The sequence below is a fragment of the Azotobacter chroococcum genome (assembly GCF_004339665.1).
Classification (GTDB): Bacteria; Pseudomonadota; Gammaproteobacteria; order Pseudomonadales; family Pseudomonadaceae; genus Azotobacter; species Azotobacter chroococcum.
Genome location: NZ_SMMU01000019.1, coordinates 47,494 through 69,174, shown reverse-complemented (window position 1 = coordinate 69,174; position 21,681 = coordinate 47,494). Strand labels below are relative to the sequence as shown.

Annotated in this window: 19 protein-coding genes; 6 read left to right on the top strand and 13 right to left on the bottom strand. The window is 69.1% G+C overall.

Annotated features, from left to right (window positions below; translation table 11 throughout):
* Window positions 1-99: 99 nt before the first annotated feature.
* The 5 genes from EV691_RS15510 to EV691_RS15490 all read right to left on the bottom strand — a co-directional run bounded on the left by EV691_RS15510 (window position 100) and on the right by EV691_RS15490 (window position 4,387).
* On the bottom strand, window positions 100-732 hold the full coding sequence (locus EV691_RS15510; RefSeq protein WP_131297688.1) for an SCO family protein: 633 nt from the start codon (window positions 730-732) through the stop codon (window positions 100-102).
* A 198-nt stretch (window positions 733-930) separates the two neighbouring features.
* Window positions 931-1,830 carry a heme o synthase gene (gene cyoE / locus EV691_RS15505; RefSeq protein ID WP_131297689.1) on the bottom strand — a complete coding sequence of 300 codons (900 nt, stop codon included), beginning with the start codon at window positions 1,828-1,830 and terminating at the stop codon, window positions 931-933.
* Window positions 1,831-1,944: 114 nt separating this feature from the next.
* Window positions 1,945-3,015 (bottom strand): COX15/CtaA family protein, encoded by a 1,071-nt coding sequence (locus tag EV691_RS15500; RefSeq protein ID WP_131297690.1) that lies wholly within the window; start codon window positions 3,013-3,015, stop codon window positions 1,945-1,947.
* Window positions 3,016-3,057: 42 nt separating this feature from the next.
* Window positions 3,058-3,645 (bottom strand): hypothetical protein, encoded by a 588-nt coding sequence (locus EV691_RS15495; protein WP_131297691.1) that lies wholly within the window; start codon window positions 3,643-3,645, stop codon window positions 3,058-3,060.
* A complete protein-coding gene (locus EV691_RS15490) occupies window positions 3,620-4,387 on the bottom strand; it encodes an SURF1 family protein (protein ID WP_131297692.1) in 768 nt (255 codons plus the stop codon). The genes EV691_RS15495 and EV691_RS15490 overlap by 26 nt, the downstream gene beginning before the upstream one ends.
* A gap of 31 nt (window positions 4,388-4,418) precedes the next feature.
* On the opposite strand from EV691_RS15490, the gene EV691_RS15485 reads away from it, so the two are divergent.
* The gene (locus EV691_RS15485; protein ID WP_039807295.1) at window positions 4,419-4,622 is read left to right on the top strand and encodes a twin transmembrane helix small protein; all 204 of its coding nucleotides are present in this window, start codon (window positions 4,419-4,421) and stop codon (window positions 4,620-4,622) included.
* Between the two features lie 84 nt (window positions 4,623-4,706).
* Here EV691_RS15485 and EV691_RS15480 read toward each other — a convergent pair whose 3' ends face one another.
* The 4 genes from EV691_RS15480 to coxB are packed head-to-tail and all read right to left on the bottom strand — an operon-like array spanning window position 4,707 to window position 8,961.
* Complete coding sequence (locus EV691_RS15480) at window positions 4,707-5,597, bottom strand: cytochrome c oxidase subunit 3 (RefSeq protein WP_131297693.1); 891 nt, start codon at window positions 5,595-5,597, stop codon at window positions 4,707-4,709.
* A gap of 14 nt (window positions 5,598-5,611) precedes the next feature.
* Window positions 5,612-6,160 (bottom strand): cytochrome c oxidase assembly protein, encoded by a 549-nt coding sequence (locus EV691_RS15475; protein ID WP_131297694.1) that lies wholly within the window; start codon window positions 6,158-6,160, stop codon window positions 5,612-5,614.
* Between the two features lies 1 nt (window position 6,161).
* A complete protein-coding gene (gene ctaD, locus EV691_RS15470; RefSeq protein ID WP_131297695.1) occupies window positions 6,162-7,754 on the bottom strand; it encodes a cytochrome c oxidase subunit I in 1,593 nt (530 codons plus the stop codon).
* 13 nt (window positions 7,755-7,767) lie between these two features.
* Window positions 7,768-8,961 carry a cytochrome c oxidase subunit II gene (gene coxB / locus EV691_RS15465; RefSeq protein ID WP_131297696.1) on the bottom strand — a complete coding sequence of 398 codons (1,194 nt, stop codon included), beginning with the start codon at window positions 8,959-8,961 and terminating at the stop codon, window positions 7,768-7,770.
* Window positions 8,962-9,340: 379 nt separating this feature from the next.
* Between coxB and EV691_RS15455 the strand changes: the two genes are divergently transcribed.
* Entirely contained in the window at window positions 9,341-9,991 is a 651-nt protein-coding gene (locus EV691_RS15455; protein WP_131297697.1) for a hypothetical protein, read from the top strand.
* A gap of 76 nt (window positions 9,992-10,067) precedes the next feature.
* Here the strand turns inward: EV691_RS15455 and EV691_RS15450 are convergent, their stop codons facing one another.
* Entirely contained in the window at window positions 10,068-11,606 is a 1,539-nt protein-coding gene (locus EV691_RS15450; protein WP_207390156.1) for a SulP family inorganic anion transporter, read from the bottom strand.
* Between the two features lie 131 nt (window positions 11,607-11,737).
* On the bottom strand, window positions 11,738-12,484 hold the full coding sequence (locus tag EV691_RS15445; protein ID WP_131297699.1) for a carbonic anhydrase: 747 nt from the start codon (window positions 12,482-12,484) through the stop codon (window positions 11,738-11,740).
* A gap of 667 nt (window positions 12,485-13,151) precedes the next feature.
* Here EV691_RS15445 and EV691_RS15440 point away from each other — a divergent pair.
* The gene (locus tag EV691_RS15440; protein ID WP_131297700.1) at window positions 13,152-15,932 is read left to right on the top strand and encodes an MGH1-like glycoside hydrolase domain-containing protein; all 2,781 of its coding nucleotides are present in this window, start codon (window positions 13,152-13,154) and stop codon (window positions 15,930-15,932) included.
* 9 nt (window positions 15,933-15,941) lie between these two features.
* Window positions 15,942-17,420, top strand: a complete 1,479-nt coding sequence (locus EV691_RS15435) for an alpha-amylase family glycosyl hydrolase (protein WP_131297701.1) — start codon at window positions 15,942-15,944, stop codon at window positions 17,418-17,420.
* A gap of 119 nt (window positions 17,421-17,539) precedes the next feature.
* On the opposite strand, the gene EV691_RS15430 is transcribed toward EV691_RS15435, so the two are convergent.
* Together EV691_RS15430 and prlC are read right to left on the bottom strand one after the other, a co-directional pair.
* Complete coding sequence (locus EV691_RS15430) at window positions 17,540-17,821, bottom strand: YheV family putative zinc ribbon protein (RefSeq protein ID WP_131297702.1); 282 nt, start codon at window positions 17,819-17,821, stop codon at window positions 17,540-17,542.
* Window positions 17,822-17,830: 9 nt separating this feature from the next.
* A complete protein-coding gene (prlC, locus tag EV691_RS15425; RefSeq protein ID WP_131297703.1) occupies window positions 17,831-19,912 on the bottom strand; it encodes an oligopeptidase A in 2,082 nt (693 codons plus the stop codon).
* A gap of 175 nt (window positions 19,913-20,087) precedes the next feature.
* On the opposite strand from prlC, the gene EV691_RS15420 reads away from it, so the two are divergent.
* Both EV691_RS15420 and EV691_RS15415 read left to right on the top strand, forming a co-directional pair.
* Window positions 20,088-20,618, top strand: a complete 531-nt coding sequence (locus EV691_RS15420) for a sigma-70 family RNA polymerase sigma factor (RefSeq protein WP_131297704.1) — start codon at window positions 20,088-20,090, stop codon at window positions 20,616-20,618.
* The gene (locus EV691_RS15415) at window positions 20,602-21,594 is read left to right on the top strand and encodes a FecR domain-containing protein (protein WP_131297705.1); all 993 of its coding nucleotides are present in this window, start codon (window positions 20,602-20,604) and stop codon (window positions 21,592-21,594) included. Before EV691_RS15420 ends, EV691_RS15415 begins: the two co-directional genes overlap by 17 nt.
* Window positions 21,595-21,681: the final 87 nt, after the last annotated feature.

Genomic DNA, 21,681 nt, shown 5'->3' with positions numbered 1-21,681 from the left:
ACCCGGGAGTGGGTCGATAGCGCCGCAGCCCGCGCTCATGTCTCTACGGCCCGTGTAATCGAGGCCTCGAAAGGTAAGAGACCTTGAAAGGGCTGCCCCTCAGGGCCGCTCGACCAGCTGCGGCAGGCGCTCGGCCAGCCGGGCGACGTTCAGCGGGGCGCGGACGAAGCCGCGCTGGGTGCCGTCCGGGCCGAGCAGGGCGAGGTTGCCGCTGTGGTCCACGGTGTAGTTCTCGCGGCCGGTGTCGCCGGGGATGAAGGGGATGCCGAGGGCGCTGGCCAGTTGCTGGATGCTCTCCAGCTCGCCGGTCAGGCCACGGTAGTCCGGGTCGAAGAAGGCCAGGTACTGCTTGAGCTGCGCCGGGGTGTCGCGCTGCGGGTCGACGCTGACCATCACCACCTGCAGGCGCTCGCGGGTCGCCGGCGGCAGCAGGCCTTCGAGCTGGCGCAGCTGGGCGAGGGTGGTCGGGCAGATGTCCGGGCAGAAGGTGTAGCCGAAGAACACCAGGCTCCACTTGCCGGTGAGCGACTGCAGCGCGACCGCCTGGCCGTCCTGGTCGGTCAGGCTGAGCGGCGGCAGGGGGCGGGCCTGCGGCAGCAGGACGATGCCGGCCTCCAGCAGCTGCACCGGATCGGCCTGGCGCGAGCCGTTCAGCACCTTGGAGAAGGTCAGACCGATCACCGCGGCGATCACGGCGACGAGGATGAGCACGGTCTTCTGGAGGCGGGTCATGGGCGGTCCTGGGCGTTAGGGGCTGTTGATACTACTCTACGCGTCCGCGACGGAGCCCGTTTTTGCGCGGCGTTAGGCGCGAGGAGAGAAGTTTGGTCATTCCAAACGAACGACGAGCAACGACGCTCTGCGCAAAAACGGGCCCGTCCCTGCGGGTTGCGCAGCAACGCGGCTCGCGGAGAGTAGTGTCAACAGACCCTAGAGCGTCAACGGCAGATAGTGATCCACCAGCAGGGCGATGAACAGCAGGAACAGGTACTTGATGCTGAACTTGAAGGTCAGGATCGCCGCATGGGGCTTGCTGTCCCGGTACAGCGCCCAGGCCCAGTGCAGGAAGCGCCCACCGAGAAGCAGCGCGCAGGCCAGGTAGAGCGGGCCGCTCATGTGGATGGCGTAGGGCAAGAGGCTCACCGCCAGCAGGGCCAGGGTGTAGAGCAGGATGTGCAGCTTGGTGTAGGCCTCGCCGTGGGTCACCGGCAGCATGGGGATCTCGGCCTTGGCGTATTCGGCCTTGCGGTGGATGGCCAGCGCCCAGAAGTGCGGCGGCGTCCAGGTGAAGACGATCAGCACCAGCAGCAGCGGCTCGGCGGACAGTTGGCCGCTCACCGCGACCCAGCCGAGCAGCGGCGGGGCAGCGCCGGCCAGGCCGCCGATGACGATGTTCTGCGGCGTGGCGCGCTTGAGAAAGCCGGTGTAGATCACCGCGTAGCCGAGCAGCGAGGCCAGGGTCAGCCAGGCTGCCAGCGGATTGGTGAAGGTCAGCAGCAGGGCCATCCCGGCCACCGCCAGCAGCAGCGCGAAGCCCAGCGCCGCGGCCGGCGCGACGCGGCCCTCGGCCAGCGGGCGGCGGCGGGTACGCGCCATCAGCGCGTCGATGCGCCGGTCCACCACATGGTTGACCGCCGCCGCCGCGCCGGCGCAGAGGCCGATGCCGAGGTTGCCGAAGACCAGCACCGTCCAGGGCACGCCGGCGCGGGAGGCGAGGAACATGCCGACCAGCGAGGTGATCAGCATCAGCACCACCACCTTGGGTTTGGTCAGTTCCAGGTAATCGCGCCAGCTGGCCCGCTGGCTGCGGGTGGCGAGTAGGATGGCCATGGTCGTTTCTCCTGGTTGTCGTTGTTGTCCTGCAAAGCCGGCGGCGTGCGGCTAACCCGTTGGATCGTTCCCACGCTCCCGCGTGGGAACGCAACCCGGCACACTCCGCGTTCTTCACCCCAGATCTGCAGGCGCGGAGCGTCCTGTCCGGGGCTCCCACGCAGGAGCGCGGGAGCCATCGAAATCACGCACTGCCTGCACGCGCAGCCGGTAGTTGACCAGCACCAGGCTCAGCAGCAGCAGAGCGGCGCCGCCGTTGTGGGCGACCGCCAGCGGCAGCGGCAGCTGCCAGAGCACGTTGCCGACGCCCAGCCCGAGCTGCAGCAGAAGCGCGGCGAGCAGCAGGGCAGCGAGCCGGCCGAGGCCGTGGCGCCACAGCCGCCAGGCCAGCGCCGAAAGCACCAGGGCGACGGCCAGGGCGCCGAGGCGGTGGCTCAGGTGGATAGCGGTGCGCGCCGGGCCGTCGAGCATGCCGCCCAGGTAGCTGGGGCCGATTTCCTGGCTCAGGTGGAAGGCGTTGGCGAAGTCCACTTCTTCCGGCCACCACTGGCCGTGGCAGGTGGGCAGGTCGAGGCAGGCCACCGCCGCGTAGTTGCTGCTGACCCAGCCGCCCAGGGCGATCTGCCCGACGCTCAGCACCAGCGCGGCGCCGGCCAGGAGTCGCAGGCCCGCTGCCGGAGCGGGCAGGGCGGCAACCCTGCCGGAGAGGCGCAGGCCGAGCAGAAAGAGCAGGGCGAGGGTGGTCATGCCGCCGAGCAGGTGGGCGACCACCACCTGCGGCCAGAGCTTGAGGGTGACCGTCCACATGCCGAACAGCGCCTGGGCGACCACCACCCCGAGCAGCACCAGCGGCAGGACGCGCGGCTGGCCGGCATCGGTGCGGCGGCGCAGCGCCTGCAGCGCCAGGGCGAGGATGACCAGGCCCAGGCTGCCGGCGAAGTAGCGGTGGATCATCTCGTTCCAGCCCTTCTCCGCCTCCACCGGCGCATCGGGGAAATGCCGTTCGGCGTGGGCCAGCTGCGCCTCGCTGCTCGGCACCGCGAGGAAGCCGTAGCAGCCCGGCCAGTCCGGGCAGCCGAGCCCGGCGTGGGTCAGCCGGGTGTAGGCTCCCAGCAGCACCACGGCGAAGGCCAGCAGGGTGGCGAACAGGGCCAGGCGAAAGCCCGGCTTGCGACGTGTGTCCATGGCGATCTCCCGTTCCGTCGGCGATCCGTTGCGTTGTGCCGCTCAGCCGATCTTCGACAGCTTGAGCAGCAGGCGCAGGTCCTCCAGCACGCCCTTGCCGTCGGCCCCGGCGTCATAGCGCAGCACCAGGTTGCCGAGCGGGTCGACGATCCACAGCTGCGCGCCGGACAGCCCCGGCGCCGCCTGCTCGTAGGCCGCACGCTCCAGGCGGTAATGGCCGAGCTGCGGGTATTCGCGCGCCAGCCGCGTCGTCTCCGCGGCGTCCAGCGGCTGGCCCACGGCCAGGGCATGGGCGCCGCGGTCGGCCTCGCGGCCCAGGCCGATGTGGATCTGCCGGGCCAGGTAGACCAGCTGCCGGCAGTCCGCGGCGCACTCCGCCGGGGCGGTGACCAGCAGCTGCCAGCGCGGCTCGCCGGCCTCGGCCGGCAGCACGCCCAGCTCGGCGCGGCTCTGCCCGGTGCCGATCAGCGTACCGTGGTAGCTGCGTCCCTCCGGCACCCAGAAGCGCCAGTGGTACATGGCGCCGGCCAGCAGCATGGGGCCGAGCACCAGGGCGAAGAGCGCCAGCAGTTGCAGGCGGCCGCGGCGGGGCGAGGCCGGTGGTTCAGTCCGGGCGGTGAGTGACGGCATGCGAAGTCTCCCGTGCGCTGTGAATACCGAGATAGACGAACAGGGCGAGCAGGGCGGCGGCCAGGGCGAACCACTGCAGGGCGTAGCCCAGGTGCTTCTCCGGGGCCATGGCGAGCAACGGCCAGTCCACCGCGTAGGCCGCAGCTCCAGGCTCCAGTCGCAGCTCGACGGGCAGGCCGGCGCGCTCCAGCTCGTGCCAGAAGGCGGCGGCGTCGACCCAGTTGACCAGCCGCGGCCAGCCGTCGCCGGCGCTGTGCTTGAGCAGGAAGGGATTGCCGGGCGAGCGGTAGACCCAGGCGGTCAGCGCCAGGGCTTCGTCCGGGGTGGCGAAGACCGGCGGCACGCGCCGGTCGGGCCAGGGCAGCCAGCCGCGGTTGACCAGCAGCCACTGGCCGCCGTCGTCCCGGAACGGCTGCAGCAGCTCGACGCCGGGCCGGCCGGCGCGGGTGCGGTTGTCCAGCAGCAGGCTGTGCTCCGCGTCGAAGCGGCCGTGCAGGCGCACCCGCTGCCAGGCCGGCGCGCCGGCGGCCGCAAGCTCGGCCGGGGCGAGCGGCGCGGCCTGGCGGCGGGCCTCGAACTGGGCGAGCAGGGCGCGCTTGTCCTCGGCCCGCGACAGCTGCCAGAAGCCCAGGCCGAGCAGCGCCGGCAACAGCAGCGCGACCAGCAGGCTCGGCGCCCAGCCGGGCCGGAAGCGGCGCCACGGCCCATGGCCGGACGTTTTCGACGGCGGACTATACTGCACGCATCCCCCTTAACCCCCGGAGCCATCCATGCTGCTCAAGGTGGCGATTGTCCTGTCGCTGCTGGCGATGCTGGCCAGCCTGTTCAGCGGCCTGTTCTTCCTGGTCCACGACGCCGGCCGCACCCGCCGGGTACTGCAGGCGCTGTACCTGCGGGTCGGCCTGGCCGCGCTGACCCTGGCGCTGGTCGCCTGGGGCTTCCTCAGCGGCCAGCTGGTGTCCCATGTGACCTGGTAGGGCGGGTGCAACCCGCCAAGCGTGGCAGGGGCCTGCACCGGAATCGGCGGGTTTCACCCGCCCTACGGCTTTCCCGCCCCATGTTCACAGCACGTAGACGAAGACGAACAGGCCGATCCACACCACATCGACGAAGTGCCAGTACCAGCTCGCCGCCTCGAAGCCGAAGTGCTCATCGGGGGTGAAATGGCCGCGCAGCACGCGGACCAGCATCACCGCGAGGATGATCGCGCCGATGGTGACGTGGGCGCCGTGGAAGCCGGTGAGCATGAAGAAGGTCGCGCCGTAGATGCCCGAGCCGAGGGTCAGCCCCAGCTCCCGGTAGGCGTGCAGGTATTCCTCGGCCTGCAGGATCAGGAAGGTCACCCCGAGCAGGACGGTCAGCGCCAGCCAGCCCTTCAGCTTCCGGCGCTCGCCGTCCTTCAGCGCGTGGTGGGCGAAGGTCACGGTGAAGCTGGAGGACACCAGCAGGATGGTGTTGACCAGCGGCAGCCCCCAGGCACCGATGATCCCGGCGGGCGCCGGAAACTGCTTGGGATCGGGGTTCTCCAGCAGCGGCCAGGCGTATTCGAAGTTCGGCCAGAGCATGTGGCTGATGCCCTTGTCGCCCTCGCCGGCGAGCCAGGGACCGGCCCAGTAGCGGACGTAGAAGAGCGCGCCGAAGAAGGCCAGGAAGAACATCACCTCGGAGAAGATGAACCAGCTCATGCCCCAGCGGAACGAGCGGTCCATCTGCGCGCTGTAGAGCCCGGCGCGGCCTTCCTGGATCACGTTGCCGAACCAGCCGAACAGCATCCAGGCGATCAGCAGGGCGCCGACGAAGAAGATCACCGGACCGCCGATCTCGTCGCGGCCGGCCTTGAGGTCGTTGAACCAGCTGCCGAGTCCGTAGACGGTGGTCAGCAGGCCGAGGGTGGCGATGATCGGCCACTTGCTCTGGGCGGGGACGTAATAGTGCTCGTGGGTCGTCGACATGGTCGTTCTTCTCCTTAACGGACGGCCTGGGCCTGCGGCCCCTGGCGCCCGGTGATGTCGAACAGCGTGTAGCCGAGGGTCAGGTGTCGCACGTCGGCCGGCAGGTCGCGGTCGACGATGAAACGCACCGGCATCTCGATGCGCTCGCCCGGCTGCAGGACCTGCTGGGTGAAGCAGAAGCACTCGGTCTTGTGGAACCAGGCCGCCGCCCGCGCCGGGGCGACGCTGGGAACGGCCTGGCCGGTCATCGGCCGGTCACTGGGGTTATGGGCGACGAACAGCATCTGGTGGCTGGCGCCGGGATGCACCACCAGCTCGTCCTGCAGCGGGCGGAACTCCCAGTTCATGCCGGCGGCGTTGCTGGCGAGGAACTGCACGCGCACCGTGCGCGCCGCATCCATCTGTTGCTCACCCGTATAGGCGCCGGCGGTCTTGCCGTTGATGCCGAAGGCCTGGCACATCACCTCGTAGAGCGGCACCAGGGCGAAGCCGAAGGCGAACATCGCCGCCACCACCAGCAGCAGGCGGCGGACCAGGCGGGCGGTGGGCAGGCCGTCGTCCATGTCACTTCACCTCCGGCGGGGTGCTGAAGGTGTGGTAGGGCGCCGGGGAGGGCACCGACCACTCCAGGCCGTCGGCGCCGTCCCAGGGCTTGGCCGGCGCCGCCTCGCCGCCGCGGATGCACTTGATCACGATGTACAGGAACAACAGCTGGGTGGCGCCGAACAGGAAGGCGCCGAGGCTGGAGACCATGTTGAAGTCGGCGAACTGCAGGTTGTAGTCGGGGATGCGCCGCGGCATCCCGGCCAGACCGACGAAGTGCATGGGGAAGAAGGCCAGGTTCATGCCGACGAAGGACAGCCAGAAATGCCACCTGGCCAGGGTTTCGTCGTACAGGTGCCCGGTCCACTTCGGCAGCCAGTAGTAGGCCGAGGCGAAGATGCCGAAGATCGCCCCGGGCACCAGCACGTAGTGGAAGTGCGCCACCACGAAGTAGGTGTCGTGGTACTGGAAGTCGGCCGGGGCGATGGCCAGCATCAGCCCGGAGAAGCCGCCGATGGTGAAGAGGATGACGAAGGCCACGGCGAACAGCATCGGCGCCTCGAAGGTCAGCGAGCCGCGCCACATGGTCGACACCCAGTTGAACACCTTCACCCCGGTGGGCACGGCGATCAGCATGGTGGCGTACATGAAGAACAGCTCGCCGGTCAGCGGGATGCCGACGGTGAACATGTGGTGCGCCCAGACAATGAACGACAGGAAGGCGATGGCGCCGGTGGCGTAGACCATCGAGGTGTAGCCGAACAGCGGCTTGCGGCTGAAGGTCGGGATGATCGAGCTGACCGCGCCGAAGGCCGGCAGGATCATGATGTACACCTCGGGGTGGCCGAAGAACCAGAACACGTGCTGGAACAGCACCGGGTCGCCGCCGCCGGCGGCGCTGAAGAAGCTGGTGCCGAAGTGGATGTCCATCAGCATCATGGTCACCACCCCGGCCAGCACCGGCATCACCGCGATCAGGAGGAAGGCGGTGATCAGCCAGGTCCAGACGAACAGCGGCATCTTCATCAGGGTCATGCCCGGCGCGCGCAGGTTGAGCACGGTGGCGATCACGTTGATCGCGCCCATGATCGAGCTGATGCCCATCAGGTGCACGGCGAAGATGAAGAAGGTCACGCTCTCCGGCGCGTAGGTGGTGGACAGCGGCGCGTAGAAGGTCCAGCCGAAGTTCGGCCCGCCGCCCGCCATGAACAGGGTGCTGACCAGGAGGCCGAAGGCCGCCGGCAGCAGCCAGAAGCTGAAGTTGTTCATCCGCGGCAGGGCCATGTCCGGCGCGCCGATCATCAGCGGGATCATCCAGTTGGCCAGCCCGACGAAGGCCGGCATCACCGCGCCGAAGACCATGATCAGGCCGTGCATGGTGGTCATCTGGTTGAAGAACTCCGGCTGGACGATCTGCAGTCCCGGCTGGAACAGCTCGGCGCGGATCACCATGGCCATGCTGCCGCCGAGCAGGAAGGCGGTGAAGCTGAACCACAGGTAGAGGCTGCCGATGTCCTTGTGGTTGGTGGTCAGCACCCAGCGCATCAGGCCCGGGGCCGGGCCGTGCGGGTGTTCGTCATGGCCGGCGTGGCCCGGCTCGATCACTGCGCTCATCGTGGCCTCTCCTCTATTGGGGCTGGGGCTGGGGCTGGGGCTGGGGCTGGGGCTGGGGTTGGCCGGGCTGCATGCCCTGGCCGGCTTCCTCGGCCTGGCGGAAGGTGAGAATGTCCTGCGGGGTGACGCTGTCGCCGACCGCGTTGCCCAGGGCGTTGCGCTCGTAGCTGATCACCGCGGCCAGGTCGACGTCGGAGAGCTGCTTGCCGAAGGCGGCCATGGCGGTGCCCGGCTTGCCGTTGACGACGATGGCGATGTGGCCTTCCTTCGGCCCGGTGGCGATCTTCGAGCCGGTGAGGGCCGGGAACGCCGGCGGCACGCCCTGGCCGCCGAGCTGGTGGCAGGCGGCGCAACTGGTCTTGTAGACCTGCTCGCCCTGGGCGACCAGCTCCTCGCGGGTCCAGGTCTTGCCGGCCAGCGCCGTGCGCTCGGCGGCGGACGCCTTGCGGGCGGCCAGCCAGGCGCTGTAGTCGGCGGGCGCCTTGACCTCCACCACCACCGGCATGAAGCCGTGGTCCTTGCCGCACAGCTCGGTGCACTGGCCGCGATAGAGGCCCGGCTCGCCGACGCGGGTCCAGGCCTCGTTGATGAAGCCGGGAATGGCGTCCTTCTTCACCGCCAGCTCCGGCACCCACCAGGAGTGGATGACGTCCGCCGCGGTGACCAGAAAGCGCACCTTGGCGCCGGCCGGGATCACCAGTGGCTCGTCCACTTCCAGCAGGTAATGGTCGGTCTTCGGCGCCTGGTCGCCGATGGCCTCGCGCGCGGTCGCCATGTTGCTGAAGAACTCCACATCCTCGCCCAGGTACTTGTAGTGCCACTTCCACTGGTAGCCGGTGACCTGGATGTCCAGGTCGGGCTCGGACGGGTCGTAGATGTGCAGCAGGGTGCGGGTCGCCGGCACCGCCATGGCGATCAGGATCAAGAGCGGGATCACCGTCCACAGCACCTCGACCCTGGTGTTCTCGTGGAAGTGCGCGGGCTGCGGGTGGCGCGAGCGGCGGTGGGCGAACATCGACCAGAACATCGCGCCGAACACCAGCAGGCCGATGACCACGCAGATCCAGAAGATGGTCATGTGCAGATCGAAGACGGAACGGCTGACTTCCGTGACCCCCGGCCGCATGTTCACATCCCAGGCGGCCTGTGCCTGGGACAGGGCCGAGCACGACAGAAGACCCATCCAGAGTCGTGGATGTCGCATCATTGCGGGTTCCCCTTATCGTTCTTTTAATCCCGCTGGCGGAACCGTCGACGCAGGGTGCTGCTGCCAGGCCTTGCAACCTGGACGGGGCGCCGGGAGCCGCCGGCGTCGAGCCGTGCGCAGAGCACTGCGCCGACCGGCCTGCCGGCCTTCCCTTTCCCGCGCCCCGCTACCGCAGAACCCCGGTCTGCGGTGCAGTCGGGCCTTACTCCGGTAAGCATGTTTCGAGTCGAGTATAGACAGCGCCGGCGGCAGGGAGATTTTTTGCGGTCCGGGGCAGCCATTGGCCAATAGCGGTGATCGGAACGGGCGTCTAATCTAGGGGCATCTGTCCACTGGCCAAGGAGGCTGTCTTGCCACAGCAGCCCGAGGAGTCCTGCCCTTGAATATTCCAGCCTTGCGCCAGCTGATCGAGCATGCCCGCCAGCACGAAGTCAGCCACGGCACGCTCGCCCGCCAGCTGGAAAGCCGGATGCAGTGCCTGCACCCCGCCATCTGCCTGCCCGAGGAGGATGCGCTGGGCGTGCTGACGAAGTTCGTCGACGGTTATCTGGAGCAGGTGCCGGAACTGCTCGAAGCCGCCCACGTGGTCGCCTGCGAGGCGGGCATCGAGGGCCAGATCGTCCCGGTGCTGAAGGTGGCCGAGCATTTCTTCCTCAGCCCGCCGGAGGTGGTGGAGGGGCAGGAAGGCCTCGCCGGCCTGCTCGACGAGGCCTACCTGGCGCATCGCCTGATCGAGGAGGTCAACGACCGCTACATCGGCTTCATCGGCCAGCCGCTGATCCCCCTGGACACCACGGTGGCCAACCTGATCGCCCACCGGCTGATCGGCGAGTTCTTCGCCAACCAGCTCGACGAGGCCGTGCAGCTGGCGGTGAACGGCCTGCTCGGCAACACGCTGTTCGAGCAGGTGTCCCTGGACGCCTACCGCGCCCGCGTGACCAGCCCGAAGACCATCGCCGCCTGGCAGGCCTGGCCCTGCCTGTCGCGGCAGTTCGGGGTGGAACTGCAGCTGAGCCGGACGGACGGGTAGGGCGAGTGCAAACCGCCGGACCTGGCAAGGGCCTGTCACCCGCCCTACGGTCTTCCACGAGGGCGGGCGCAGCCCCTCAGGCCGCGCTGCCGATGCCGACCGTGGTGCGCACCCGGCCTTCCAGGCGGCGCTTCACCGCGCGGGACTCGAGCACCAGCTCGGAGCCGTTGGCCGCGCTGGCGGCGCGCCATTCGTCGAGCAGCTCCATGCAGGCGTGGTCGATGTAGTTGAGGTGTTCGAGCGGCACGTGCAGCTGGGTACCGGGACGCACCGAAGCCAGCACGCGGGACAGTTCCGGCACCTTGAGGAAGGTCGCCGAGCCGACCATGCGCAGTTCCGCGCTGCGCCCGTCCTCGTCGTAGACCAGGCTGATCTTCAGCCGCGAGGCGCGCCAGGCGAGCTTGGCCAGAGTCAGGGCGAAACCGATCATCACCCCGGTCAAGAGGTCGGTGAAGACGATCGCCAGGGCCGTGGCGCCGTAGATGAACATCGGCATCCGCCCGTAGCGGCCGAGGCCGCGCAGGGCCTTGAGGTCGACCAGCTTGACCCCGGTGTAGACCAGCACCCCGGCCAGGCTGGCCACCGGAATGCTCTGCAGCACCGCGGTCAGCAGCAGGACGAAGGCCAGCAGCCAGAGGCCGTGGAGGATGGCGGACATCCGGGTGACGGCGCCGGCCTGCACGTTGGCCGAGCTGCGCACGATCACCCCGGTCATCGGCAGGGCGCCGAGCAGGCCGCAGAGCAGGTTGCCGACGCCCTGGGAGGTCAGCTCGCGGTCGAAGTCGGCGCGCGGGCCCTGGTGCATGCGGTCCACCGCGGCGGCCGACAGCAGGGTCTCGGCGCTGGCGATGAAGGCCAGGGTCAGCGCCGCGACCAAGAGGGTCGGGTCGGTCAGCAGGCGCAGCAGATCGGCCGGCTGCACCCAGTCGATGGCATCGCCCAGGTTGGCCGGCACCTCGACCCGCCGCACGTCCATCGACAGGACCAGGCTGACCAGGGTCGCCAGGCTCACGCCGATCAGCGCGCCGGGCAGAAAGCGCAGCCTGGCCGGCTTGCGCTTGTCCCACAGCCACATGGCGCCGATGGTCATGAGGCCGAGCAGCCCGGCGCCCCAGCCGTCGCCGGCGCCGAACGGCAGGGCATCGACCAGCGCCGCCGGGAAGGCCTGCAGGTTGTTCAGCCCGGAGGCCTGCGGCGAGGCATCGAGCATCACGTGCAGCTGGGAGAGGATGATCAGGATGCCGATCCCCGCCAGCATGCCGTAGACCACCGCCGGCGCGGTGACGCGGAACCAGCAGCCCAGGCGCAGGCGCCCGGCGACGAGCTGGATCAGTCCGGCCAGCAGCAGGATCGGCCCGAGCATGGCGATGCCGTGCTGGCGCACCAGCTCGAAGACCAGCACGGCGAGGCCCGCCGCCGGGCCGCTGACCTGCAGCGGCGCGCCGGCCAGGGCGCCGACCACCAGACCGCCGATGATGCCGGTGATCAGACCCTTGGCCGGCGGCATGCCGGAGGCGATGGCGACGCCCATGCACAGCGGCAGGGCGACCAGGAAGACCACCACGGAGGCCATCGCGTCCCGTGGCAGGGTGGATTTCAGGGTTTCGAGGTTCATGAGGGCTCCTTCCATGTAAAAGGCGGGACATGACTCGCCCGCGGCGCGGGGCGGCGGCCCTGCACCGGAAAGCGGACGAGATAAAAAACGAGGCCGATCATCAAGATCGGCCTGGCAGCCTTGCGGCGGCGTCAGCGCTGGTGGAAGCGCGGGCGCGGGGTGGCCATGGGAATCGAGCCTTCACTGTCGAGGGGCCGGAAGCGGCCCTGCTCGGCATCGTAGGCCTTGATCTCGGCGGTCTCGATGGAATAGACCCAGCCGTGGATGAACAGCTGGCCGCTGGCCAGGCGCGCCGCCACCGAGGGGTGGGTGCGCAGGTGGTCGAGCTGGGCGACCACGTTCTCCTCGGTGAGCACCTCCAGGGTGTCGCGGCCGGCGCAGCTGCAGCGGTTCTGCTCCACCACGGTCCTGGCCACCTCGGCATGGCGCAGCCAGGCCTTGACGGTGGGCATGCTCTCCATGCTCGGCGGGTCCATCACCGCCTTCATGGCACCGCAGTCGGAATGGCCGCAGACGATGATGTGATGCACGCCGAGCGCCATCACCGCGTATTCGATGGCGGTGGACACGCCGCCGTTGATCTGCCCGTAGGGCGGCACCACGTTGCCGACGTTGCGGGTGACGAACAGGTCGCCCGGCGAGCTCTGGGTGATCAGTTCGGGGATGATGCGCGAGTCGGCGCAGGTGATGAACATCGCCCGTGGCCGCTGGGCACTGGCCAGGGCGCGGTAGAACTCCTTCTGCTGCGGAAAGACCTCGGTGCGAAAGCGCTGGAAGCCCTCGACGATGTTCTGCAGCGCCACCTCGGCGTTTTCGGACTCGGTGCGGGCCTCGGTCGTTCCCTGCGACGGGCTCTGTCCTGAGATGCAATGATTCATGGCATAACCTCCCTGGGTAGCGGAAAAGTGGCAAGGCTCGGATGGTCGCCCTTGCTGTGACGAGTCGACACGACAGGTTCGGCACAGGCAGGCGTGCGGGCATTCGGGTGCCCTCGATGAAGTCAGCCTGCGACATCCAACTTAAATAAAGCTGAATGCGCAGCGCCCATAACTTAAGTGAAACTGAATAGTCGGCTACACAACTCAAATGAAACCGAATGCAACGAACTTCGCCCCTTCCCGCCGCGAGGTCGGTCGTCCGGCTGATCAATAGCATTCAGCCATGTCTCCCGCCGGCCGTGCCCTCCAGCGCAGCTGGCTGGACGCGCGGCAGTCCGGGCATGGCGCCGGATGCGACGGCGCCCTTTCATATTTTTTTACATATGAACGATATATGGCATTCGGGCCGCCCGCCCGGCTCGAATATTTTCTTACAGAACAACTTTCGAAGCCTGCAGAACGAGCGGAACTTCCTGAAAAAGTTGCCGGCCGTCCGGCGGGTAATGGCTGGCGGAATGGGCCTGAGTTCCGCAGCCGGGGGCGATGCCGAGAGCCGGAGGCGGCCACTGGCTTTTCGCCCGTGGCTGGCTAGATTCAGAGATCAAGCGATACGGGGCGCCAGCCGGCAGTCGGCGCGACAGGGCGAGATGCCAGACAGGAACGAGCGATGTCGAACAACCCTTCGGATGCAGCCCGCCGGCCGGGGCGAGGCGCCGGATCTTCCGGCTTCGTCGACGTGACGGAGCAGCGGCGGCTGAACGAGGCCCGCGAGGCGGGCGTTGCCTGGAAGAAGTGGGGCCCCTACCTGAGCGAGCGGCAATGGGGGACGGTGCGCGAGGACTACAGCGAGGACGGCAACGCCTGGGACTACTTCAGCCACGACCAGGCCCGCTCGCGGGCCTACCGCTGGGGCGAGGACGGGCTCGGCGGCATCTGCGACGACCAGCAGCGCCTGTGCTTCGCCCTCGCCCTGTGGAACGAGCGCGACCCGATCCTCAAGGAGCGCCTGTTCGGGCTGACCAACCGCGAGGGCAACCACGGCGAGGACGTCAAGGAGTACTACTTCTACCTCGACTCGACGCCCACCCACTCGTACATGAAGTACCTCTACAAGTACCCGCAGCGGGCCTACCCCTACAGCGACCTGGTGGACACCAACCGGAGCCGCTCGCGCCAGGCGCCCGAGTACGAGCTGCTCGACACCGGCGTGTTCGACGACAACCGGTATTTCGACATTTTCCTCGAATACGCCAAGGCGGGTCCCGAGGACATCCTGATCCGCATCGCCGTGCACAACCGCGGGCCCGAGGCCGCGCGGCTGCAGCTGCTGCCGACCCTGTGGTTCCGCAACACCTGGTCGTGGAAGGAAGACCAGACGAAGCCGGCCCTGCGCGCGGCGGACGGCGCCATCCAGGCCGCGCATCCCGAGCTGGGCGACTGGCGCCTGGCCTGCGAGGGGGTGCCGGAACTGCTGTTCACCGAGAACGAGAGCAACGCCGAGCGCCTGTGGGGCCAGCCGAGCGCCTCGCCGTGGGTCAAGGACGCCTTCCACCGCTACCTCATCACCGGCGAGGAGGCGGCCGTCAACCCGGAACGAAGCGGCACCAAGGCCGCCGCCCGCTATGTGCTCGAGGTGCCGGCCGGCGGCTGCTCGGTGGTCCGCCTGCGGCTGTCCGCCGGCGAGCCCTCGGGCGAGCCGTTCGGCGCAGGCTTCGAGACCGCCTTCGCCGCGCGCCGCGCCGAGGCCGACGAGTTCTACGCACGGATCGTCCCCGATTCGCTGGACGAGGACGAGCGCCGGGTCCACCGCCAGGCGCTCGCCGGCATGCTCTGGTCGAAGCAGTACTACCTGTTCGACCTGGACACCTGGCTCAAGGAGCACCAGGCGCATCCGCTGGCCGGCGGCACGCGGCAGGTGCGCAACGCCGAGTGGTTCCACATGTTCAACGGCGACGTCATCTCCATGCCCGACAAGTGGGAATACCCCTGGTACGCCGCCTGGGACCTGGCCTTCCACACCCTCTCCCTGGCGCTGGTCGACTTCGACTTCGCCAAGGAACAGCTGGCGCTGATGCTCAAGAGCCTCTACTGCCACCCGAACGGACAGATCCCGGCCTACGAATGGAACTTCGGCGACGTCAACCCGCCCGTCCACGCCTGGGCCGCACTGTATCTTTTCCGGGTGGAGCGGGACCTCGGCCGCGAGGACCTCGACTTCCTCGAGCGCTGCTTCCAGGGCCTGCGGCTCAACTTCAACTGGTGGCTGAACCGCAAGGACCCGCAGGGCCGCAACGTCTTCGCCGGCGGCTTCCTCGGCCTCGACAACATCGGCGTCTTCGACCGCAGCGCGCCGCTGCCCTCCGGCGGCACCCTGGAGCAGGCCGACGGCACCGCCTGGATGGCCTTCTACTGCCAGAACATGCTGGAGATGGCGCTGATTCTCGCCGACCGCGATCCGCAGTACGAGGAGTACGCCTTCAACTTCCTCCAGCACTTCATGTGGATCGCCTACGCCATGGACCGCACCGGCGAGCACGGCGACGAGATGTGGGACGAGGCGGACGGCTTCTTCTACGACGTGCTGCGCCTGCCCGACGGCTCGGCCATGCGCCTGAAGGTCCGCTCCATAGTCGGGCTGCTGCCGCTGTGCGCCTGCACGACCTTCGAGGCGGACGTGAGCACCCGCCACCCGCGACTGCTGGAGCTGATCCAGCTGTTCCGCGAACGCCATCCCGAAGTGGTGGCCAAGGTCGCCCCGACGACCGAGGGCTACATCGGCCTGAACGGCCGCCGCCTGCTCTCCCCGCTGTCCCGGGAACGGCTGGTGCGGGTCCTCGGCTACCTGCTCGACGAGAACGAATTCCTCGGTCCCCACGGCATCCGCTCGCTGTCGCGCTACCACCTGGAGCACCCCTTCGCGTTCCGGGTCGGCGACCAGGAGCACCGCGTCGCCTACCTGCCGGCCGAGTCGGACTCGGGGATGTTCGGCGGCAACTCGAACTGGCGGGGGCCGGTGTGGATGCCGGTCAACGCCCTGATCATCCGCGGCCTGCTGAACCTCTACTACTTCTACGGCGACGACCTGCGCGTCGAGTGCCCTACCGGCTCCGGCACGCAGATGACGCTCTTCGAGGTGGCCCGGGAGATCTCCCGCCGGCTCGCCGGCCTGTTCCTGCGCGACGAGCACGGGCGCCGCCCGGTCTACGGCGACAGCGCGAAGTTCCAGGAGGACCCGCACTGGCGCGACCTGATCCTGTTCTACGAATACTTCCACGGCGACACCGGCGCCGGCCTCGGCGCCAGCCACCAGACCGGCTGGACCGGCCTCGTCGCCCGCCTGCTCGACCTGTTCGGGCGCCTCCAGGCCAGCGACCTGCTGCTGACGCCGCGGGAGCGCCTCGCCGAGCGCCTGACCCGCGAGCAGGTCGGCGGCAGGGTGCAGGAATAGGAGGCAGTCATGTCCGCACCCCGCTATCCTGCGCTGTTCCAGCTCAACACCCGGGTCCGCCTGGCCGAGCTGGGCGCCGCGCTGGGCCGTCCGGCGACCCTCGACGACCTCGGCGAGGCGGAACTCGACCGCCTCGCCGAGGACGGCTTCGACCTGCTCTGGTTGCTCGGCGTCTGGCAGACCGGCGAGGCCGCCCGCCGCGTGTCGGCGTCGAATCCCGAGTGGCTGGCCGAATACCGCCGGGTTCTGGCGGATTTTCGCGCGTCCGACGTCTGCGGCTCCTGCTTCGCCATCCAGGATTACCGGGTGCATGCCGACTTCGGCGGCGACGCGGCCCTCGCCCGCCTGCGCGAACGCCTGCAGGCACGCGGCCTGCGCCTGATCCTCGACTTCGTGCCGAACCACCTGGCGCCGGACCACCGCTGGGTCGACGCGCATCCGGAGTTCTTCGTCGCCGGCAGCGAGGCGCAGCTGGCCGCCGAGCCACACAATTACCGGCGCCTGGAAACCGCCAGCGGCAGCCGCATCCTCGCCTACGGCCGCGATCCCTGCTTCGCCGGCTGGTCCGACACGCTGCAACTGAACTACGGCCAGCCGGCGCTGCAGGAAGCCATGCTCGGCGAGCTGCGGCGGATCGCCGGGCAGTGCGACGGGGTGCGCTGCGACATGGCGATGCTGCTGCTGCCGGAAGTCTTCGCGCGCACCTGGGGGATCGCCGCCGCGCCCTTCTGGCCGCGGGCCACTACGGCGATCCACGCCGAGCGGCCGGGCTTCCTGTTTCTCGCCGAGGTCTACTGGGACCTGGAGTGGACGCTGCAGCAGCAGGGCTTCGACTATACCTACGACAAGCGCCTCTACGACCGCCTGGTGGCCGGCCAGGCCGGCCCGGTGCGCGACCACCTGCGCGCCGGGCTCGACTTCCAGGACCGCCTGGTGCGCTTTCTGGAGAACCACGACGAACCGCGCGCCGCCGCCACCTTCGCCGCCGACCGGCACCGCGCGGCCGCCGCGATCACCTTCCTGAGCCCCGGCCTGCGCTTCTTCCACCAGGGGCAGCGTGAGGGCAGAAGGGTGCGCATCCCGCCCCACCTCGGCCGCGGCCCGGCCGAGACGCCGGACGCCGCGCTCGCCGCCTTCTACGACGCCCTGCTCGACTGCCTCAAGGAGCCGGTCATGCGCGACGGTCACTGGCAACTGCTCGACGCCGATCCCGCCTGGGCGGGCAACCCCAGCCACGACGCGCTGATCGTCTTCGCCTGGAGCGGCCCGGGCGAACGGCGCCGGCTGGTCGCGGTGAACTACGCCGACCACCCGAGCCAGGCATTCGTCAGGCTGCCGTGGAACGACCTTGCCGGGCGCAACTGGCAGCTGCGCGACCGGCTGGGGCCTGCGCGCTACGAGCGCGACGGCAGCGACCTCGCCGCCCACGGCCTCTACCTCGACCTGCCGGCCTGGGGTTGCCATGCGTTCGAGGTGCGGGCGGTCTAAACCTTGTTAGAACTTCAAAGATGCAGCCCGCGACAAAAAATGGCTCTTCGTGAACCATTTCGGCGCCCACAAAAGAGGCAATGGACCAGCCATTGCCTTGATAGTCCGCGGGCTCAGCTTCAGGCGTCCGGCTTCTTCAGCTTCGGATTGGGGAAGAACTGCGCGGTGTGCACCTTGGGCGCGGCGGGGCTGGGCGCCGCCGGGGCCGCTTCGGCCTTGTTGACCCGGGTGCCCAGTTCAAGGGGCACCGACAGGCCCTCGGCGTTGAGGGTGTCGGCGAAGGAACAGGTCACGCACTCACGGTGCGGCACGCCGTCGACGTTCCACATCCGCACGGTGTCCATGGTTTCGCAGGCCGGGCACACGGCGCCGGCGATGAACTGCTTCTTGTGTCCGCTCATGATTTCCTCTCAGGCCGCCGCGCTCAGGCCAAGGTGACGGAGCAGGGCGTCGATCGACGGCTCGCGGCCGCGGAAATCGACGAACAGCACCATGGGGTCCTGCGAGCCGCCACGGGCCAGGATCGCCTCGCGGAAGGCGCTGCCGGTGACGGGGTTGAACACGCCATCCTCCTCGAAGCGGGAGAAGGCGTCGGCGGAGAGCACTTCCGCCCACTTGTAGCTGTAGTAACCGGCCGCGTAGCCGCCGGCGAAGATGTGCGAGAAGCTGTTGGGGAAGCGGTTGTAGGCCGGCGGCTGCATCACCGAGACCTCGTCGCGGATGCCCTTGAGCACCTCGAGCACGCCTCGGCCGTCGCCGTGGTGGACGTGCAGCTCGAAGTCGAACAGCGAGAACTCCAGCTGGCGCGCCATCATCATGCCGGACTGGAAGTTCTTCGCCGCCAGCATCTTCTCCAGCAGGTCGGCGGGCAGGGCCTCGCCGCTCTCGTAGTGGCCGGAGATCAGCGCCAGGCCTTCCGGCTCCCAGCACCAGTTCTCCATGAACTGGCTGGGCAGCTCCACCGCGTCCCAGGGCACCCCGCTGATCCCCGAGGCGCCGGCGTGCTCGATGCGCGTCAGCAGGTGGTGCAGGCCGTGGCCGAACTCGTGGAACAGGGTGGTGACCTCGTCGTGGGTGAGCAGCGCCGGCTTGCCGCCCACCGCCGGGGTGAAGTTGCACACCAGGTTGGCCACCGGGCTGATCAGTTCACCCTGCGCCGATCTGCGCTTGTCGCGGGCGCCGTCCATCCAGGCGCCGCCGCGCTTGTTGGCCCGCGCGTAGAGGTCGAAGAAGAAGCGCCCGACGTGCGCGCCGTTCTCGCGAATCTCGAACAGGCGCACGTCCGGATGCCAGGTGTCGAAGTCCGCAAGCTCCTGGATCTCGATGCCGTAGAGGCGCTGGACCATGGCGAACAGGCCGCTCAGCACCTTGTCGATCGGGAAATAGGCGCGCAGCTGCTCCTGGGAGATGCTGTAGCGGGCCTGGCGCAGCTTCTCGCTGTAGTAGCCGACGTCCCAGCTCGACAGATCACTGCAGCCCTGTTCGGCGGCGAAGGCGCGCAGCTCGGTCAGGTCCTGCTCGGCGAACGGCCGGCTGCGTGCGGCCAGGTCGCGCAAAAAGCCGAGCACCTGCTCGCCGGAGTCGGCCATCTTGGTCGCCAGCGACAGCTCGGCGTAGTTCGGGTAGCCGAGCAGTTGGGCCAGCTCGCGGCGCAGGTCGAGGATCTGCTCCATCAGCGGGCCGTTGTCGAACTGCCCGGCGTTCGGCCCCTGGTCGGAGGCGCGGGTGCAGTAGGCGGCGTAGAGCTCCTCGCGCAGGGCGCGGTCGTCGGCGTAGGTCATCACCGCGTAGTAGCTGGGGAACTCCAGGCTGATCAGCCAGCCGTCGAGCCCCTTGGCCTGGGCGGCCTGGGCCATCTGCGCCCTGGCCGAGTCGGTCAGCCCGGCCAGCGCGGCCTCGTCGGTGATGTGCTTGGTCCAGGCCTGGGTGGCGTCGAGCAGCTGGTTGGAGAAGCGGCTGGTCAGCTCGGACAGGCGCATCTGGATCTCGCCGTAGCGCTTCTGCTTGTCCTCCGGCAGATCGATGCCGGACAGGTGGAAGTCGCGCAGGGCGTTTTCGAGGATGGTCTTCTGCGCCACGTCGAAGCCTGCGGCCTCGGGGCCGGCGGCCAGGGCCTTGTAGGCGTCGCAGAGGGCGCGGTTCTGGCCCAGCTCGGTCCAGTAGGCGGACAGCTTGGGCAGGCAGGCCTCGTAGGCGGCGCGCAGCTCGGGGCTGTTGCGCACCGCGTTGAGGTGGCTGACCGGGCTCCAGGCGCGGCCGAGGCGCTCGCCCAGCTCGTCGAGCGCCAGCACCAGGCCGTTCCAGCCCGGCGCGCCGGCCTGCTCGGCGAGGAGCTGCGCGAGGGCCGCGCGGTTGTCGGCAAGAATCTGGTCGATGGCCGGCTCGACGTGCTCCGGACGAATGGCGGAATAGGGCGGCAGGTCGAAAGCTTGCAGAAGAGGATTGCTGGCAGTCACGGCAGGTGCCCCTGAATCGGTAGGTTCGCCGGCCATGGTAATGAGAAATTCCCGACAGCGCAGCACGGATACTACTGTTGGCGCATCGGAGGGGATCGCCATCCCGGCCATACGTCGGCGAATGCCCAGATACATTGCTTGCTAAGCATCAGCCGGCTTAAGATGAGAATCCATCTTATTTATATCTGGCAGCCGCGGACGGTAATCGCCCATGTCGACCCTCGACACCTCCTACCAGCAACAGGTGGCGCACTACTATGCCGAGCACCATGGCTGGATACGCGCCTGGCTGTACCGGAGGCTGGGCAATGCCTGCGACTCCGCCGACCTGGCCCACGAGGTGTTCCTGCGCCTGCTGGCCAAACCGCGCCGCTTCGACAGCGCCGGCCATGCGCGCGCCTACCTGCACGGCATGTCCCGCCACGTCTGCGTGGATTTCTGGCGCCGCCGGCAGGTCGAGCAGGCCTGGCTGGAGGTGCTGGCCGGCCGCCCCGAGGCCGTGGCGCCCTCCGAGGAGCACCGCGCCCTGGTGCTGGAAGCCCTGCAGCAGGTGCATGCGATGCTCGCCCGCCTGCCGGAGAAGGTCGCCGAGGCCTTCCTGCTGGCCCAGCTCGAAGGCCTCGGCTATCGGACCATCGGCGAGCGCCTGGGGGTGTCCGAGCGCACCGTGACCAAATACATGGCCCAGGCGATGTACCAGTGCCTGCTGCTCGAGGCCGAACTCGATGAAGCGCTCGTCTGACCCCTTGTCCGAGCAGAAACCCAGTCACGCCGTCCTCCAGCAGGCCGCCGACTGGTACGCCCGGCTGACTGCCGATCCGCACGACGCCTCCGCCGGCGAGGCCTGGCGGCGCTGGCACGGGCAGAGCGAGGCGCACCGCCAGGCCTGGCAGTATGTGGAGCGCGTCGCCCGGCGCTTCGCGACCCTGCAGGAGGACGGCGACGCGGCCGCGCGGACCCTGCGCACGGCGCGCCGCACGGACCTCTCCCGCCGCCAGGCGCTGCGCACCCTGGGCGTGGCGTCGGGCGGCGCCCTGCTCGGCTGGCTGGGCTGGCGCGCCACGCCCCTGCCGCAGCTGCTGATGGCCTGGCAGGCCGACTACCGCACGGCGACCGGGGAGCTGCGCGATTTCCTCCTCGCCGACGGCACGCACCTGTGGCTCAACGGCGCCACGGCCCTGGACGCCGACTACCGGCCCGAGCGGCGACGCCTGCGCCTGTTCGCCGGGGAAGTGCTGATCGAGACCGCCGCGGAAACCCGGCCCTTCGTCGTCGACACCGAACAGGGCAGCCTGCGGGCGCTGGGCACGCGCTTCAGCGTGACCCAGCAGGACGGCTTCACCCGGCTGGCGGTCTTCGACGGCGCGGTGGAGGTGCGCGCCGCCGGCAGCGGCGCCACGCGCATCGTCGAGGCCGGGCAGCAGCTGCGCTTCGACCGCCAGGCCATCGGCGCCGGCGAGCCGGCGGCGGCGGCCCGCCAGGCCTGGGCCCGGGGCATGCTGGTGGCCGGCGACATCCCGCTGGCGGAGTTCGTCGAGGAGCTGTCGCGCCATCATCGCGGACACCTTGCGGTCGCCCCGGAAATCGCCGGCCTGCGCGTCATGGGCACCTATCCGCTGCACGACAGCGAGCAGGTCCTGGCCATGCTGGAAAGCGCCCTGCCGATCGTCGTTCACCGCCCGCTGCCCTGGTGGACGAGCCTCGAGGCCCGCCGCTGAGCCGCCGCCGTCGCTCCGTGCGGCGGCTTCAAAAAAAAATTCGCCGTTTCGCTTCCGGTTTTTTCCGCTCGTCCGACTTGGTGGGTA

Coding starts and splice junctions, on each gene's coding strand:
- EV691_RS15510 (WP_131297688.1), bottom strand. CDS start 732: ATGACCCGCCTCCAGAAGACCGTGCTCATCCTCGTCGCCGTGATCGCC.
- EV691_RS15445 (WP_131297699.1), bottom strand. CDS start 12,484: ATGAATCATTGCATCTCAGGACAGAGCCCGTCGCAGGGAACGACCGAG.
- EV691_RS15480 (WP_131297693.1), bottom strand. CDS start 5,597: ATGTCGACGACCCACGAGCACTATTACGTCCCCGCCCAGAGCAAGTGG.
- EV691_RS15435 (WP_131297701.1), top strand. CDS start 15,942: ATGTCCGCACCCCGCTATCCTGCGCTGTTCCAGCTCAACACCCGGGTC.
- EV691_RS15415 (WP_131297705.1), top strand. CDS start 20,602: ATGAAGCGCTCGTCTGACCCCTTGTCCGAGCAGAAACCCAGTCACGCC.
- ctaD (WP_131297695.1), bottom strand. CDS start 7,754: ATGAGCGCAGTGATCGAGCCGGGCCACGCCGGCCATGACGAACACCCG.
- EV691_RS15450 (WP_207390156.1), bottom strand. CDS start 11,606: ATGAACCTCGAAACCCTGAAATCCACCCTGCCACGGGACGCGATGGCC.
- EV691_RS15495 (WP_131297691.1), bottom strand. CDS start 3,645: ATGCCGTCACTCACCGCCCGGACTGAACCACCGGCCTCGCCCCGCCGC.
- prlC (WP_131297703.1), bottom strand. CDS start 19,912: ATGGCCGGCGAACCTACCGATTCAGGGGCACCTGCCGTGACTGCCAGC.
- EV691_RS15500 (WP_131297690.1), bottom strand. CDS start 3,015: ATGGACACACGTCGCAAGCCGGGCTTTCGCCTGGCCCTGTTCGCCACC.
- EV691_RS15420 (WP_131297704.1), top strand. CDS start 20,088: ATGTCGACCCTCGACACCTCCTACCAGCAACAGGTGGCGCACTACTAT.
- EV691_RS15475 (WP_131297694.1), bottom strand. CDS start 6,160: ATGGACGACGGCCTGCCCACCGCCCGCCTGGTCCGCCGCCTGCTGCTG.
- cyoE (WP_131297689.1), bottom strand. CDS start 1,830: ATGGCCATCCTACTCGCCACCCGCAGCCAGCGGGCCAGCTGGCGCGAT.
- EV691_RS15440 (WP_131297700.1), top strand. CDS start 13,152: ATGTCGAACAACCCTTCGGATGCAGCCCGCCGGCCGGGGCGAGGCGCC.
- EV691_RS15430 (WP_131297702.1), bottom strand. CDS start 17,821: ATGAGCGGACACAAGAAGCAGTTCATCGCCGGCGCCGTGTGCCCGGCC.
- coxB (WP_131297696.1), bottom strand. CDS start 8,961: ATGATGCGACATCCACGACTCTGGATGGGTCTTCTGTCGTGCTCGGCC.